The organism is Aeromonas aquatilis (assembly GCF_054052405.1).
The window spans coordinates 27,389-42,490 of sequence record NZ_JBSTYP010000031.1 but is presented as its reverse complement, the minus strand read 5'-3'; the positions used below and the strand labels follow the sequence as shown (position 1 = coordinate 42,490).

General features: G+C 59.9%; 14 protein-coding genes and 1 riboswitch. Of the genes, 10 read left to right on the top strand and 4 right to left on the bottom strand.

Annotated features, from left to right (window positions below):
• Nucleotides 1-162: 162 nt before the first annotated feature.
• Nucleotides 163-498, top strand: a complete 336-nt coding sequence (locus tag ACW5W8_RS13750) for an Hpt domain-containing protein (protein WP_498628335.1) — start codon at nt 163-165, stop codon at nt 496-498.
• 39 nt (nt 499-537) lie between these two features.
• Here ACW5W8_RS13750 and ACW5W8_RS13745 read toward each other — a convergent pair whose 3' ends face one another.
• The gene (locus tag ACW5W8_RS13745) at nt 538-1,452 is read right to left on the bottom strand and encodes a gluconeogenesis factor YvcK family protein (RefSeq protein WP_331378053.1); all 915 of its coding nucleotides are present in this window, start codon (nt 1,450-1,452) and stop codon (nt 538-540) included.
• A gap of 113 nt (nt 1,453-1,565) precedes the next feature.
• Here ACW5W8_RS13745 and ACW5W8_RS13740 point away from each other — a divergent pair, with 113 nt between their 5' ends.
• Both ACW5W8_RS13740 and ACW5W8_RS13735 read left to right on the top strand, forming a co-directional pair.
• A complete protein-coding gene (locus ACW5W8_RS13740) occupies nt 1,566-2,750 on the top strand; it encodes an FIST signal transduction protein (RefSeq protein WP_498628334.1) in 1,185 nt (394 codons plus the stop codon).
• 31 nt (nt 2,751-2,781) lie between these two features.
• The gene (locus tag ACW5W8_RS13735) at nt 2,782-4,878 is read left to right on the top strand and encodes a hybrid sensor histidine kinase/response regulator (RefSeq protein WP_498628333.1); all 2,097 of its coding nucleotides are present in this window, start codon (nt 2,782-2,784) and stop codon (nt 4,876-4,878) included.
• Between the two features lie 249 nt (nt 4,879-5,127).
• Here ACW5W8_RS13735 and ACW5W8_RS13730 read toward each other — a convergent pair whose 3' ends face one another.
• From ACW5W8_RS13730 to narQ, 3 genes are all read right to left on the bottom strand, one after another.
• Nucleotides 5,128-5,703: an LON peptidase substrate-binding domain-containing protein gene (locus tag ACW5W8_RS13730; RefSeq protein ID WP_005334473.1), complete on the bottom strand. Its 576-nt coding sequence runs from the start codon at nt 5,701-5,703 to the stop codon at nt 5,128-5,130.
• 103 nt (nt 5,704-5,806) lie between these two features.
• The gene (narL, locus tag ACW5W8_RS13725; RefSeq protein ID WP_005334471.1) at nt 5,807-6,445 is read right to left on the bottom strand and encodes a two-component system response regulator NarL; all 639 of its coding nucleotides are present in this window, start codon (nt 6,443-6,445) and stop codon (nt 5,807-5,809) included.
• The gene (gene narQ, locus ACW5W8_RS13720; RefSeq protein WP_498628332.1) at nt 6,445-8,157 is read right to left on the bottom strand and encodes a nitrate/nitrite two-component system sensor histidine kinase NarQ; all 1,713 of its coding nucleotides are present in this window, start codon (nt 8,155-8,157) and stop codon (nt 6,445-6,447) included. Before narQ ends, narL begins: the two co-directional genes overlap by 1 nt.
• A 78-nt stretch (nt 8,158-8,235) precedes the next feature.
• A riboswitch (molybdenum cofactor riboswitch) is annotated at nt 8,236-8,376 on the top strand.
• On the opposite strand from narQ, the gene moaA reads away from it, so the two are divergent.
• The 7 genes from moaA (at nt 8,364) to ACW5W8_RS13685 (ending at nt 15,094) form a co-directional block, all read left to right on the top strand.
• A complete protein-coding gene (moaA, locus tag ACW5W8_RS13715; protein WP_498628331.1) occupies nt 8,364-9,359 on the top strand; it encodes a GTP 3',8-cyclase MoaA in 996 nt (331 codons plus the stop codon). (Overlaps the previous riboswitch by 13 nt.)
• Before the next feature lie 239 nt (nt 9,360-9,598).
• Nucleotides 9,599-10,138 (top strand): ferredoxin-type protein NapF, encoded by a 540-nt coding sequence (gene napF / locus ACW5W8_RS13710; protein ID WP_498628330.1) that lies wholly within the window; start codon nt 9,599-9,601, stop codon nt 10,136-10,138.
• A gap of 29 nt (nt 10,139-10,167) precedes the next feature.
• A complete protein-coding gene (locus ACW5W8_RS13705; RefSeq protein ID WP_031227438.1) occupies nt 10,168-10,422 on the top strand; it encodes a chaperone NapD in 255 nt (84 codons plus the stop codon).
• Between the two features lie 101 nt (nt 10,423-10,523).
• Complete coding sequence (napA, locus tag ACW5W8_RS13700) at nt 10,524-13,013, top strand: nitrate reductase catalytic subunit NapA (protein WP_498628329.1); 2,490 nt, start codon at nt 10,524-10,526, stop codon at nt 13,011-13,013.
• 16 nt (nt 13,014-13,029) lie between these two features.
• On the top strand, nt 13,030-13,767 hold the full coding sequence (gene napG / locus ACW5W8_RS13695) for a ferredoxin-type protein NapG (protein WP_498628328.1): 738 nt from the start codon (nt 13,030-13,032) through the stop codon (nt 13,765-13,767).
• On the top strand, nt 13,764-14,639 hold the full coding sequence (gene napH / locus ACW5W8_RS13690) for a quinol dehydrogenase ferredoxin subunit NapH (protein WP_498628327.1): 876 nt from the start codon (nt 13,764-13,766) through the stop codon (nt 14,637-14,639). The genes napG and napH overlap by 4 nt, the downstream gene beginning before the upstream one ends.
• Nucleotides 14,639-15,094, top strand: a complete 456-nt coding sequence (locus tag ACW5W8_RS13685) for a nitrate reductase cytochrome c-type subunit (RefSeq protein WP_498628326.1) — start codon at nt 14,639-14,641, stop codon at nt 15,092-15,094. The genes napH and ACW5W8_RS13685 overlap by 1 nt, the downstream gene beginning before the upstream one ends.
• Nucleotides 15,095-15,102: the final 8 nt, after the last annotated feature.

Below are 15,102 nucleotides of genomic sequence, written 5' to 3'. Positions count from 1 at the left end.
ACGGGCGTTTCAGCATCGCTATTTCGATGCTGATCACATTTTTTGCCACTTTATTCCCTGAGCCATCCAATCTGGTGCTTCATCACAGCCTGGTCGTGAGCCACGACATCGAAAACTATCTATAGTATGGTCTGTTTGAATACCGTTCTGGAGGAGCCTCGCATGGAGTGGGTGGATCGCAAGGTGTTGCAGCAGCTGGCAGAGGATATCGGTCCGGATATGCTGCCCGTGGTCATCGCAGTCTTTATTGAAGAGGTGGGCGAGCAGCTGAGTCAGCTCAGGCCCCTCTATGAGCAGGGGGAGTGGGAGGCGCTGGCTCGGGTGGCGCACAGCATGAAATCATCCTGTGGCAGCTACGGCGCCATGCCGAGCTATCAGCAGGTGATGGCGCTGGAGATGGCCAGCAAGCATGCCGATGTGGCCGAGGCAGAGCGCCAATTGCAACTGCTGGAGGCCTCCTTGCCCCAGGTGCTCGCGTTTCTTGCCGATTATCAGTAACGGCGCCATGCAGGGATGCCGGGGCGCCGTGACCGTTGCCTAACGCTGGTTGAGCAGTTGCTGGATGATCCGGTCCAGCGCCAGTTTCAGCTTCAACCGATCGTGCCGATGGGGCAGCTCAAGCTCGCCCAGCTCGGCTTCGATCACTCGCCCTTGCCACTCCCCCGCATCACCCGCGCCTTGTGGGGCCAGGATGGCATCCAGCCGACCCTGACCGACCCGGGATTCCAGCCAGCGACACTGACTCATCAGATCCAGCTGACTGGCAGGGCCGTTTTCCGCCACCAGATTGCAGACGAAAACCAGCATGGCGCTGCTCTCGTTGATGGCCTGGGCGATCTCGGCCAGCAGCAGTGGTGGCATGATGGAGGTGAGAAAACTGCCCGGCCCCAGAATGATCATGTCCGCCTGCTGCAGTGCCAGCACCGCTTCCCGGGTCGCTTGCACCTCCGGCATCAGGCCGAGGGAGAGGGGCGGTGTTGCCAGTTGATCGATGGATACTTCTCCCAGGATCTGGGTGCCACACTCCATATGGGCGCAGAGATCGGTGGGAAATTCAGACATGGGTAGCAATTGTGACTCGATTTTGAGCATGTCACTGATCAGCTTGATAGCATCAAGAGGACGGACACAGAGATTATCGAGCGCCAGCAGCATCAGGTTGCCAAGGTTGTGGCCCGCCAGCTCGCCTTTGCCGGCAAAGCGGTACTCGAACAACAGGCTGCCGATGCTGGGATCGGTCACCAGCTGGTTCAGGCAGTTGCGCAGATCGCCCCAGGCGATGCACTCCTGACTCTTGCGCAGGCGTCCAGTCGAGCCGCCATCATCTGTGGTGGTGACGATGCCGGTGAGCCGTTGACCGAGAAACGAGAGGGACGAAAGCACTCGTCCCATGCCGTGGCCACCACCGATGGCAACGACCCGATCGAAGTCATTGATGTTTTTTTGCCACATATGGGCGTCCTGTTATTGGTCTCAGTTGACCGCTATGTTAGCAAGCGAAGCGAGATAATTGTTTGATAAAGGTATGATTTTTGCTTGAGGCTGCCATTCGATAAAACAAGGAGATGGTGTTGAAATTTCTGACCGTTCACTCCCTCGCCCAGAATTCATCGCTGGCGGCCCAAGATATCTGTGCGCAGCTGCGCCACCATGCCGATCAGGCCCCCTCCCTGCTGTTACTCTATTTTACCCAAGCCCATGAGGGGGCGATACTGCGCGACGCGCTCAAACGCCAGTTCCCGACCACCCGTTTGCTTGGGTGCAGCTCTTGCGGTGGCGTCATGACCGAGATGGGACACCATGCCCGAGACGGATATGGGCTGGCAGTGGCGGCCTTGTATGATGAGAAAGGGGCCTTCGGGGTGGCTGGTGCCTGCGGTGACGGGGTGGATGTGCGGCAATTGCTGCGCCGAGCCATGAGTGATTGCGGCCGACCGGGCGAGTTGCCCCAGCTGATCCTGTTTCATGCCAGTCCCGGCAAGGAGGAGGGGTTGCTGGCTGGTATCGAGGCCGAACTCGGTGCCTCGGTGCCGGTGGTCGGTGGATCCGCGGCAGATAACAGTGTTAGCGGTGACTGGCAGCTCTGCTGGGATAAGGCGGTGACGCGGGATGGCATCGCTCTGGCGGTGCTCTATCCCGATTGCCAGCTGGCCTTTCAGTTTCACTCCGGCTATGTGCCTGCCGAATTCAGCGGCGAGATCACCGCCTGCAATGGGCGGGAGGTACTCACCATCGATCACCAGCCAGCCGCCGAGGTCTATGCCCGCTGGTGCGGGCGCGAGCAGCCCTGGCCGGTGGGGGCGATTTTGCGCGAGACCACGCTCACCCCGCTGGCTCGTCAGGTGGGAGCACTGGATGGCATTCCTTACTACAAACTTTCCCACCCCGAAGCGGTGACCGAACAGGGCGGGCTGCGGCTCTTTACCGATGTGGTGCAAGGGGAGCGTCTGCTGTTGATGTACAGCAGTCAGGAAGGGTTGTTGCAGCGCAGCCTCAATGCCATGCGTATCGAGCCAGGGTATGGGGTCGATGTGGAATTGCAGCCTATCGGCGCGCTCATCATCTTTTGTGCTGGTTGCCGTTTGGCGCTAGGTGATATGTTATGCCAATTTGTCGAGCAGAGCCAGGCTCGCCTCGGCAAGATCCCTTTTATCACCCCCTTTACCTTCGGCGAGCAGGGGCGGCTGCCCAATGGCGAGCTGGCCCACGGCAACCTGATGGTATCGAGCGTGATTTTCCTGACCCGTTGAGTCGGCAGAACATAACAGAGCAGGCAACAAGATGATTGGCAACAGTGAACTGGAAGCCCTCGGCGACAAATTGCAGACCACGCTGGTCGACCTTATGCGTTGCCGCGAGCGCGAGGCCAAGTATCGTCACGAGTCCCAGACCCTGCTGGGCGGGGTTGCCACCCTCGCCGATGCCAAGACGCTGGAGCAGGTGCTGGAGAGCCTTATCCAGGTGCTCAAACCCTTTATCGGCTTTGAGCACGCGGATGTAGTGGCCTGGGAAGGGGAGCAGGGGAGTACCCACCTCAGTACCGAGCCGATGCTATCAGCCCGCAGCTGGCGCATGACCCCGGCATTTGCCCGCGCCATCTCGGGTGAAACCCTGGTGATTTACGATCCCTCCCAACTGCCTGAGCTGGCGCCGCTGGCGAGCGAGCCGGGCTGGGCCAGCGTGATGCTGACCGGGCTGCAGGCCCCCGGTTTTACCGCCATCCTCATCTGCCGCCACCATCAGGCGGGAACCTTCGATCTCACCAGCAAGGCCGCCATGGAGCGTTGCCGTCCGCTCATCGCCCAGGCGCTGGTCAACATCACCTATCGGGCCCGTTTGCAGGAGCAGGTGGCGGTGAAAACCGAGGCGCTGCAGGCCAGCGAGCGCCGTTTTCGCAGTTTCGCCGCCATGGCCTCTGACTGGTTCTGGGAGACCGATGCCGAACATCGCCTCAGTTACGCCTCCGAACCGGGTTATCTGGATGAGCTGACGCCGCTGGCGACCCGGCCGACCCTCTATGACTACGTCTGCAACAAGCAGAGCTGCGAGGCCCAGCAATACCTGCGGCTGCTGGAACAGCGCCAGCCAGTTCGCGCAGTGCGGATGCAGGTCGCTCTGCAGGGGGGTCCTTGCTGGATGGAGGTGAGCGCCGAGCCCTGTTTTGATCATGCTGGCCTGTTCATCGGCTATCGCGGCACCGCTCGGGATATCAGCAATCAGATCCGCCGGGAAGAGGAGCTGGCGCGGGCACGGGATGAGGCGGAAGCGGCCAACCGTGCCAAGTCCCAGTTTCTGGCCATGATGACCCACGAGATCCGTTCGCCCATGAATGCGGTGTTGGGGATGCTCGATCTGGTGCAGCATGCCGAGCTGGCGCCGGAGCAACAGAGCCTGCTGCGCCATGCCACCCACTCGGCCAGATTGCTGCAAACCATCATCGACGACGTGCTCGATTTTTCGAAAATCGAGTCGCAAACCCTGGTGTTTCACTGCGAGACCCTGCAGCCCGTCCAGCTTTGCCAATCCCTGGTCGAACCGCTGCAAACCCGTGCCGCCGCCAAGGGGATTGCGCTGGTTTATCGGGTCGATGAGTCTGTGCCCCGGGAGTTGCAGGGGGATCCGATGCGTTTGTCACAGGTGATGGGCAATCTGCTGGACAACGCCCTCAAATTTACCGAGCAGGGGCAGGTGACACTGCACCTGGGTTGGCAGGATGAGAAGCTGCTTATCTCGGTCTCCGACACCGGGATCGGGATCGCCGATGCGGATCAGGCGGTGCTGTTTGAACCCTTTTCCCAGGTCGACAACTCGGCCACCCGGCGTTTTTCCGGTACCGGCCTCGGTCTTGCCATCAGCAAGCGTCTGGTGACGCTTATGGGGGGAGAGATCCACCTGAAGAGCGAGCCGGGCAAGGGAAGCTGTTTCTGGTTCGAACTGTCCGGCATGGCGCTACCCTGCCATAGCCAGCCGCAGCGGGAGGAGGGGGCGCCGGCACTGCTGCCACTGGATGTGCTGGTGGTGGAGGACAGCCCGGTGAACCAGTTGGTGGTGTCGCTGATGCTGCAAAAATTGGTGGGCAAGGTACGGCTGGCAGCCAATGGTCTGGAGGCGCTGGCGCAGGTGGATGAACAGCGCCCAGATCTGATCCTGATGGATATGCGGATGCCCCTGATGGATGGACTGGAAGCCACCCGGCGCTTGCGTGAGTTGGGCTGCACCATGCCTATCGTCGCCCTGACGGCCAATGCGATGGCGGAGGACAAGGCCTGCTGTCTGGCGCAGGGGATGGATGACTTTCTCGCCAAGCCCATCACCTTGTCACGGCTGAGAGAGTGTTTGCAGCGTCACTTTGGTCAGCGGTTGCCGACGCGCGGATAAAAAAAATGGTCAACTTTGTGGGTTGACCAGTTCTTCAGCAAATACTGAAGAGAGCACGGGATAAATCGGGTTGTATCAATCTATATGAAAAATCTGTGCCAACTTTTTTAGACTCTTTTGTGTTCAATTTTGGCCGTTTAGCGCAGCGGCTCTCTCTTGTTATGGCGTTCTGCGTTCCTACTCACTCGCAAAATGCGAATTTCACATTTTCATTGTTGGAATAATTGCATTTTGCAACGCTGTTTTTTGTCATTGTGAAATCAGGCGATGCAGGAATTTGCGGGCTGCTTCGCTGTTTTGTTTGGCAATCAGCATCTGCTTTTCATAAATCGGCATCGGCAATATCTCGAGCCAGCGTTGGCAGAGCCAGGCGGCATCTTCAAAGCGCTTGTCCGGATAGAGCTCATCAAGCTCCGGATACTGCTCGAACACTTCCCGCAGGCGATTGACCAGCAGCTTGTCGTTGAAATCTGAGTGGGTGCTCGGCCAGTTGGGCAGCATCTCCACCTTGGCCCGGCGCAGGCCCATCTCGTCTGTTTCCATCTCGTGGATACAGAAGCGCTCCAGTCCCAGCACCGTCACACCCAGCAGGCCATCATTGAGGGTGTAGAAGTCGGTCACCTTGACCCGGGTGCCCACCGGCAGAATGCGGCCGGATTGTCCCGAGGTGGTCGACTCTTCCATCACGATGCCAAAGCCCTGATCGTTGATGAATGACTCCTTGAGCATCTGCAGGTGGCGTGGCTCGAACAGACGTAGAGGAAGCTTGCCGCCCGGCAGTATGTGGGAAGGCAAGGGGAACAGTGCCAAAGGTTGTAGTTTCATGTTCCATCCTCCATTGAGTAGTTGCTGAATATGACAATGCAGCGACTGTGCCAGAGAATGAAAAAAGCCACCGGAGGGTGGCTTTTCGGGCGGTTGAGGGCGCTTAGTTGCGCTGCTCCAGATACATGACAGCCGCTTCCACGCGGCTTTGCGCCTCGAGTTTCTTCAGCAGGCTCTTCACGTGAACCTTGACCGTTCCCTCGGAGATATGGAGTACCGAGGCGACCTGTTTGTTGGAGAGGCCTTTTGCAATTTCGCGCAGGATTTGCATTTCGCGACGCGTTAAGCTTTCCAGCTTCTGCTGCAGGTGATCCAGCTCGTAGATGTTTTCGAGATAGGGGCGCAATGGTTCGCTCAGGATCTGCTTGCCGGTCATCACGTCGGCCAGCTGGGCCAGCAGCAGATCAGGCTCGGTATCTTTGAGCAGGTAGCCGTCGGCACCCGCCTTGAGCAAAGCAACCACATCCTGACGGGCATCGGAGACGGTGAGGATCACCACCCGGGAGGTGATCTCTTCGGCGCGCAGTGCCTTGAGGGTATCGAGTCCGGAGAGCCCCTTCATGTTGAGATCGAGCAGGATCAGGTCCGGCTCGGACTCTTTGGCCAATGCCACGGCATCTGTGCCGTTGGAGGCTTCACCGGTCACCTCCATGTTCTCTTCCAGAGCAAGTAACTGCACAATCCCTTTGCGCATGAGGGGATGGTCATCTACGACCAGAACTGTGTATTTCATCTCGTCCATCAGGCGTCTCTCGCTAGACTGGTGGGAAAGGTCAGATGCACGCAGGTGCCTTGTGGTTGCTGCTCGTTGATGGTCAGCAGACCGTGCAGTTTGCTGGCGCGCTCGTTCATGATGCTCAACCCGTAATGGTTGATCGCCGAGCTGGCGAGTCCGATCCCGACACCGTCATCTGAAATCTGAACCTCGATGTTACCACTGGCGAGGGTCTCACAGCTAACATCAATCACTTGCGCGTTGGCGTGTTTGATGGCATTGAGCACTGCCTCACGGATCAGCTGCAAAATGTGGATATGCTGGCCCGCCTCCAGATCGTTGTCGGCCAGTCCGTAATGGAACCGGATCTCGGCCTGGGTCTGGGGTTGCAGCTGATCAAGCATGACGCGGATCGCTTCCCCCAGATTGGCATCGCCAATGGTGAGACGGAAGGTACCTAGCAGTTCGCGCAACTGGGTATAGGCATTGCTAAGTCCCTCGTCGATCTGCTGCATCGCCTCCTGCGCCTTGTCATGCTGCCCCTTGGCGTAAGAGCGCTTTAGCAGGGTGGACTGGATCTTGAGATAAGAGAGGGCCTGCGCCAGCGAGTCGTGCAGCTCGCGGGCGATCACCGCCCGCTCCTCCATCAGCAGCAGTCGCTGCTGCTGCAGCAGGGTCTGGTCTTTGTGCAGCACCTGAGCCAGCAGCATGGTGAAGTTTTTAATCAACCGCTCATCGATGGGGTGTTGGCTGATGATGTCGAGGCGGCCGAACTCCTGCTCATCCATCTGCAGATAGAAGCTGGCCACCGCATCGAGATCGCCGGGCCAGCCGGTGCGCCCCGAGATGTAGACCGGCATGGCGTTGTGTTCGAAGCGGGTCAGCCGGATATGGTCGATATGCTGGTGGGCGGCAGCGCGGTCCAGCAGTTTGATGAGGGTACGGGTACTGAGTGGAGCCGCGTGCAGCTTCTGGGCGGTTGAGTAGAGAAACGAGAGAGTGTCGTTGGCTTGTTGCAGCTTGGCGGTTTTCTCTTCCACCTTGTTTTCCAGCTCCCGATAGAGCTTGCCCAGCTCGTCTGCCATGGTGACAAAGGCGCGCGACAGCTCCCCCAGCTCATTTTCGCCGTGGGCGGGCAGCTTAAGATCGAAATCCTGCCGCTGGATCTGGCGGGCGCAGTAGACCAGCTGGTTGAGGGGGGCGACCACCTGCTGGCGGGTGAAGCGCACCGTGAACCAGGCGATGGTGATGATGGCCAGCAGGCCGAGCCCCTCCGCCAGTGCCAGCATCCGCACCTTGAATTCGACGTGGTACTGCATCTGATTAACGAAATTGTCGATGGCCGCCACAAACTGCTCGGTGTTATCGGTGTAACGTCTGGGAGTGCGATCCTCGATGTGCTGGCGCATCACCTGCCACTGGCCGAGCACCTCGCCATAGGTGCGACGCAGGGAGGCAGGAGTGATCCAGCGCTGGGTCTCCTGCAGCTCTTCGGCGTGCAGGGTCTCTTCAAACTGGGCGAGGCGCCCCAGCACGCTGTCGCCCCGCTCGATTTCGTAGGCCATCCGGTAGGCCTGCATCCGCAGCGAACCGGAGAGGTTGATCGCCTTGGCATCGGGTACCGAGTAGAAGAGGGTGACCATGGCGACCAGCGCGATCAGGCTGGCCATGAAGAGGATCAACACCATGGCGCGGCCAATGGCACTGCTGACCGAATGGACCCTGAACCGTTTTCCCATACTGATGCGCACCTCTGAATAGTGATAAGGACCCCGCAAGATGCGTGGGAGTGTACTCCAACTTGTGTTAGCATCGAAAAACTAGATGAACTCCGAGCGGTTTTGCCTAAGTCCTAGCGATAGGGGGAAACCAGCCGTCAGCCGACGTTCGAGCTGTAAGGGTCAGGAAAGAAATGCCCTGGCCTCCCGTATTTGGAAAGGTGTTTATGTTGCCACTTGAAGATGGTTTTTCCCGTCGTTTTTACTATTTGCGTCTGTCAGTGACCGATGTGTGCAATTTCCGTTGCACCTATTGCTTGCCTGACGGCTATCGCCCCCCGGAAGGTCACAAAGCGGGGCGTCAACCCTTTCTCTCGCTTGACGAGATCCGCCACGTGGTCAGCGGTTTTGCCGCCATGGGCACCCGCAAGGTGCGCATCACCGGGGGCGAGCCCTCCTTGCGCCGTGATTTCACCGAGATCGTCAAAGTGATTGCCTCCACCCCGGGTATCGAGAAGGTCGCCATGACCACCAACGGCTATCGCCTCAAGGAGCGGGCCCGGGAGTGGTTTGATGCCGGACTCAACGCGCTGAATGTCAGTGTCGACAGTCTCGACCCGCGCCAGTTTCACCAGATCACCGGTGAGAACAAGCTGGCCGAAGTGATGGAGGGGATCGAAGCAGCACTGGCCGCCGGTTTCAAATCGGTGAAGATCAATGCGGTGCTGCTCAAGGGGCTCAACGACTACCAGCTTGATGCCTTTCTCGGCTGGATCAGGCACAAGCCCATCGAGTTGCGCTTTATCGAACTGATGCAGACCGGCGAGATGGATACCCTGTTTCGTGACCACCATGTCAGTGGCGAGCAGATCAAACAGCGCTTGCTGGAGAGCGGCTGGGTGCAGCAGTTGCGGGGCACGGATGACGGTCCGGCGCAGGTCTTTATGCACCCGGAATCGCAGGGTGGGGTGGGGCTCATCATGCCCTACAGCAAGGATTTCTGTGCTGGTTGCAACCGGCTGCGGGTCTCCTCGCTGGGGAAGCTGCATCTGTGCCTGTTTGGCGACAACGGCATCGACCTGCGGGATCTGCTCGGCGCAGATGGGCAATCCGATGAGCTGCAACAGCGCATTCGCGCGGCACTTGCGGGCAAGAGTGCCACCCATCGGCTTCATGAAGGCAATGCCGGCATCACTCCTCATCTCGCCTCGATCGGCGGATAACTGCAAAAAATCCCCAACAATAAAATAGCAATCCTCACATGGAGGTATTTTAACCGATACCTCCATTTTTATTGCGCTGCAAGGCTTTGATCTGGCGCAAGAATCCCCCCTGTTTATCTCCCTGGTGGTATATCCCTTACCTTGTCAGGGCCGCAATATAGACCCACTCTTATAATTGGTATCAAGAATGCCGATCATGGACTCGCACTGTCCCCTTCTTCACCAGAACAGGAGTCAAGATGTCGGATATCGATCTTGCCCGCCGCGGCCTGTTCCGGGGGCGGCTGAGAACTGCCGAACCGCCGGTGCAGTTGCCCTGGTCAGTCAACTGGTCGGCATTTGTCGCCGACTGCACCCGCTGCGGGGACTGTCTGGCTGCCTGTCCGGAGCAGATCCTGGTGAGCGGCGAGGGTGGTTTTCCGGTGGTCGATTTCCAGCGTGGCGAATGCACCTTCTGCACCGAGTGCGTCACGGTCTGCAAGGCGCCGCTGTTTCGCCCAACCAGCGAGTCCCCCTGGCACTATAAGGCCCATATCGAGGCCAACTGTCTGGCCAATGGTCAGGTGTTCTGCCAGCGCTGTCAGGACAGCTGCGAGCCCAATGCCATTCGTTTTATTCCGGTGCTGGGGCGTGTGCCCACCCCGACGGTGGAGCCGGATCGCTGTAATGGCTGCGGCGCCTGTGTGCAGGATTGTCCGGTTGGTAGCATCAAGGTCGACGGGCGAGCCGCCCCATCCGGTGGTGCGAGCCAGCCCACCCTCAAGCAGGAGTCAGAATGAGTCAGAAGCTGTGTGACACAGAAGCCACAATGGATCAGGAGTTCCATGTATCGAGTCTGGTGGTGCTGACCCAGCCCCCATTGCGTCATCAGCTCGCCGAGCAGATTGGCGCCCTTGAAGGGGCCGAGATCCACGCCGTCAGTGACGAGGGCAAGCTGGTCGTGACCCTGGAAGGTCCGAGCCAGCGGCCGATCATGGCGGCCATTGATGCGATACAGGCGATGCCGGGCGTGCTCTCTGCCGCCCTGATTTACCACCAGTTCGATGAACTGGGCGGTCACTGAAAAGAGTGATGGGATGCCGGGCGTGCCCTCTGCCGCTGATGGCTGGCTCCCGTTCGACAGATTCGACAACTATTACGCGATAAGCAATGTGAGGATATGCCATGAAGCTGAGTCGACGCGACTTTATGAAGGCCAACGCGGTGGCAGCTGCCGCTGCCGTGGCCGGTGTCAGTGCCCCCACGCTGGCAGCCAATCTCATCACCAGTACCGACAAGACGGCCATCCATTGGGATAAGGCTCCCTGCCGCTTCTGCGGTACCGGCTGCTCCGTGCTGGTGGGTTCTCAGGATGGTCGGGTTGTAGCGACTCAGGGCGACCCCGATGCGCCGGTTAACCGTGGCCTCAACTGCATCAAGGGCTACTTCCTCTCCAAGATCATGTACGGCCAGGATCGCCTCACCCAGCCCATGCTGCGGATGAAGAACGGCCAGTTCGACAAGGATGGCGACTTCGCCCCCATCAGCTGGGATCAGGCGTTCGACATCATGGCCGAGAAGTTCAAGGCGACCCTGAAAGAGAAGGGGCCGACCGCCGTCGGCATGTTCGGCTCCGGCCAGTGGACCGTCTGGGAAGGCTACGCTGCCGCCAAGCTGATGAAGGCCGGTTTCCGCTCCAACAACATTGACCCCAATGCCCGTCACTGCATGGCCTCTGCGGTCGTCGGCTTCATGCGTACCTTCGGCATGGACGAACCGATGGGCTGCTACGACGATATCGAGCAGGCCGATGCGTTTGTGTTATGGGGCTCCAACATGGCCGAGATGCACCCCATCCTCTGGTCGCGGATGTCTGATCGTCGTCTCTCCAACCCGGATGTGCAGGTGCACGTGCTCTCGACCTTCGAGCACCGCAGCTTCGAGCTGGCGGACAACGGCATGGTGTTCACCCCGCAGACCGATCTGGCGATCCTCAACTATGTCGCCAACTACATCATCCAGAACGACAAGGTGAACTGGGACTTCGTCAACAAACACACCGTGTTCAAGAAGGGGGTCACCGACATCGGTTACGGCCTGCGCCCGACCGATCCGCTGCAGCAGAAAGCGAAGAACCCGGACAGCGGCGATGCCACTCCGATGACCTTCGAGGAGTTTGCCAAGTTCGTGGCGGATTACGATGTGGAGTCTGTCTCCAAGCTCTCCGGCGTCTCCAAAGAGAAGCTGGAAAAGCTGGCCAAGCTCTATGCCGACCCGAGCAAGAAGGTGGTCTCCTACTGGACTATGGGCTTCAACCAGCATACCCGTGGCGTCTGGGCCAACAACCTCTGCTACAACATCCACCTGCTGACCGGCAAGATCTCCGAGCCGGGTAATGGTCCTTTCTCACTGACCGGCCAGCCCTCTGCCTGCGGCACCGCGCGTGAAGTGGGTACCTTTGCCCACCGTCTGCCTGCCGACATGGTGGTAACCGAGCCCAAGCACCGCGCCATTGCCGAGCAGATCTGGAAACTGCCGGAGGGGACCATTCCCGACAAGGTGGGTTTCCACGCCGTGCTGCAGGATCGCATGCTCAAGGATGGCAAGCTCAACGCCTACTGGGTGATGTGCAACAACAACATGCAGGCTGGCCCCAACATGAATACCGATCGCCTGCCTGGCTATCGCGATCCACGCAACTTCATCGTGGTCTCCGATCCGTACCCGACCGTCACTGCCCAGGCCGCTGACCTCATCCTGCCCACCGCCATGTGGGTGGAGAAAGAGGGGGCCTACGGCAACGCCGAGCGCCGCACCCAGTTCTGGCACCAGCAGGTGAAAGCGCCGGAAGGGGCCAAGTCCGACTTGTGGCAGCTGATGGAGTTCTCCAAGCGATTCAAGGTCGAGGAAGTGTGGCCAGCTGAGCTGATTGCCAAGATGCCGGAAGTAAAGGGTAAAACCCTGTTCGACGTGCTCTATGCTAACGGTCAGGTCAACCAGTTCCCGAAAGAGCAGAGCAAGGGGCTGCTGAACGACGAGGCCGAGCACTTCGGGTTCTACGTCCAGAAGGGCTTGTTCGAGGAGTACGCCACCTTTGGGCGTGGTCATGCGCACGATTTGGCTCCCTTCGATCAATACCATGAGTCCCGTGGTCTGCGCTGGCCGGTAGTGGATGGTAAAGAGACCCTGTGGCGCTATCGCGAAGGGTTCGACCCCTATGTCAAAGCGGGCGAGGGTGTGCGCTTCTATGGCAAGCCCGATGGCAAGGCGGTTATCTTCGCCCTGCCGTTCGAGCCCGCCGCCGAGTCGCCGGATCAGGAGTACGATCTGTGGCTCTCCACCGGTCGCGTGCTGGAGCACTGGCACACCGGCACCATGACTCGCCGGGTGCCCGAGCTCTATCGCGCCTTCCCGGATGCGGTGCTCTTCATGCACCCGGATGATGCCAAGGCTCGCGGCGTGCGCCGTGGTGAAGAGGTGATCGTCTCCTCCCGCCGTGGCGAGGTTAAGACCCGTGTCGAGACCCGTGGTCGCAACCGTCCGCCGAAAGGACTGGTCTTCATGCCCTTCTTTGATGCGAGCCAGTTGGTCAACAAGCTGACCCTGGACGCCACCGATCCGCTCTCGAAAGAGACCGATTACAAGAAGTGCGCCGTCAAGGTGATGAAGGCTTAAGGCGGGGGAACGGGAGATGAGTCGTAGTCGTCGCCAGTTTCTGGCCGACATGGCCAAGGGGGCCTGCGGTGTGGGCCTGCTTGGCGTGGGGCTCGGTGGCGTGGCCCGCCAGCAGGCACAAGCTGTGCCTGCCCAGGCGCTGCGCCCCCCTGCCGCCCTCGATGAAGCAGAGTTTCTCGGCGCCTGCGTGCGCTGCGGGCTCTGCGTCGAGGCCTGCCCCTACGACACCCTCAAGCTCGCCCGGCTGTTTGACCCTGTGACCACCGGCACTCCCTATTTCAAGGCACGTGCCGTGCCGTGCGAGATGTGTGATGACATCCCCTGCGTGGCGGCCTGCCCGAGCGGGGCGCTGGATCAGCAGATGACCGACATCGATCAGGCCCGGATGGGGGTGGCAGTGCTCATCGATCACGAGACCTGCCTCAACTATCTGGGGCTGCGCTGCGATGTCTGTTATCGGGTCTGTCCGCTGATTGACAAGGCGATCACTCTTGAGCTGCAACATAACCAGCGCACCGGCAAGCACGCCATGTTCCTGCCCACGGTACACAGCGATATCTGTACCGGCTGTGGCAAGTGCGAGCACGCCTGCGTGCTGGAAGAGGCGGCCATCAAGGTGCTGCCTCGCCAGCTCGCCAAAGGTGAGCTGGGCCATCACTACCGGCTCGGCTGGGAAGAGAAGGCCAAGGCGGGTAACAAGTCGCTCATCGGCGACAGGCTCACCCTGCCCACCCGCAAACCGGAGGGGTTATGAGTCGTTATCCGGGGGAAGATGCTCGCATCAAGCTGGGTTGGTGGCGTTCCCACCGCTTCCTGCTGCTGCGTCGGCTGAGTCAGTTCAGCGTGCTCGCGCTGTTTCTGCTGGGGCCGCTGGCGGGGATCTGGATCCTCAAGGGCAACCTCTCCAGTTCGCTGTTGCTGGATACGGTGCCGCTGACTGATCCGCTGACCCTGCTGCAGTCGCTGGCGGCGGGCCACTGGCCCATCACCACCCTTTGGCTGGGTGCTGCCATTGTGCTGGCCGGTTACTGGCTGGTCGGGGGACGTGTGTTCTGCTCCTGGGTCTGTCCGGTCAACCTCATCACGGATGCGGCGGCCTGGCTCAGGGGGCGACTTGGCCTCAAGGGCAACGGCCAGTTCAGCCGTGCGACCCGCTACTGGCTGCTGGCCATGGTGCTGGTGGTGCCTGCGGTGGTCGGGGTGATGGCGTGGGAGCTGGTCAATCCGGTGTCACTTGCCATGCGCGGTCTGCTGTTTGGCATGGGGGCGGGCTGGGCCCTGCTGGCGGCGCTATTCCTGTTCGATCTCTTCGTGGTGGAGCGGGGCTGGTGCGGTCATCTCTGTCCGGTGGGGGCCTTCTATGCCCTGGTCAACTGGGTCGGATTTATCAAGATTTCTGCCAAGGGGCGCGAGCGGTGCAACAACTGCATGGATTGTTATGCGGTCTGCCCGGAGCGTCCCATCCTGCGCGGCCCCGTTCACGGTGCCAAGCGCGGTCACGGGCCCTTGATTGCGGCTCAGGAGTGTACCAACTGTGGCCGCTGCATCGATGTCTGCGCGGAACAAGTTTTTGAAATCACTGTAGGTTTTGCCGTCAAGGCAGAAAAAACGTCGGAGAACAAATAATGAAAAAGCTGATTGGAGCAATGCTGGCCTGCCTGATGGCGGGATCCTTGATGGCCGCCGCCCCCGAGATCACCAACAGTACCGGTGGCCTCAAGTCCGAGCGTGGCGCCACCGATCTGGTGACCGATGATACGGCCGCGCCGCTGAAAAACTTTCGCAAGGATGGCGCGCCGTACGATCGCCAGTACATGCATCAGCCGCCGCTGATCCCCCACGACATTCGCAACTACGAGGTGGATACCAAGGTCAACAAGTGCCTGGCTTGCCACAGCTTCAAGAATGCCAGTGCCATGAAGGCCCCCAAGATCAGCCCGACTCACTTCGAGACCCGCGACGGCCTGACCCTGGGTGAAGTGTCGCCGCGTCGTTACTTCTGCCTGCAGTGCCATGTGCCGCAAGCGGATGCCAAGCCGCTGGTGGAAAATACCTTTAAACCGGTTGAAGCGCTGAACTGAGGAATCCA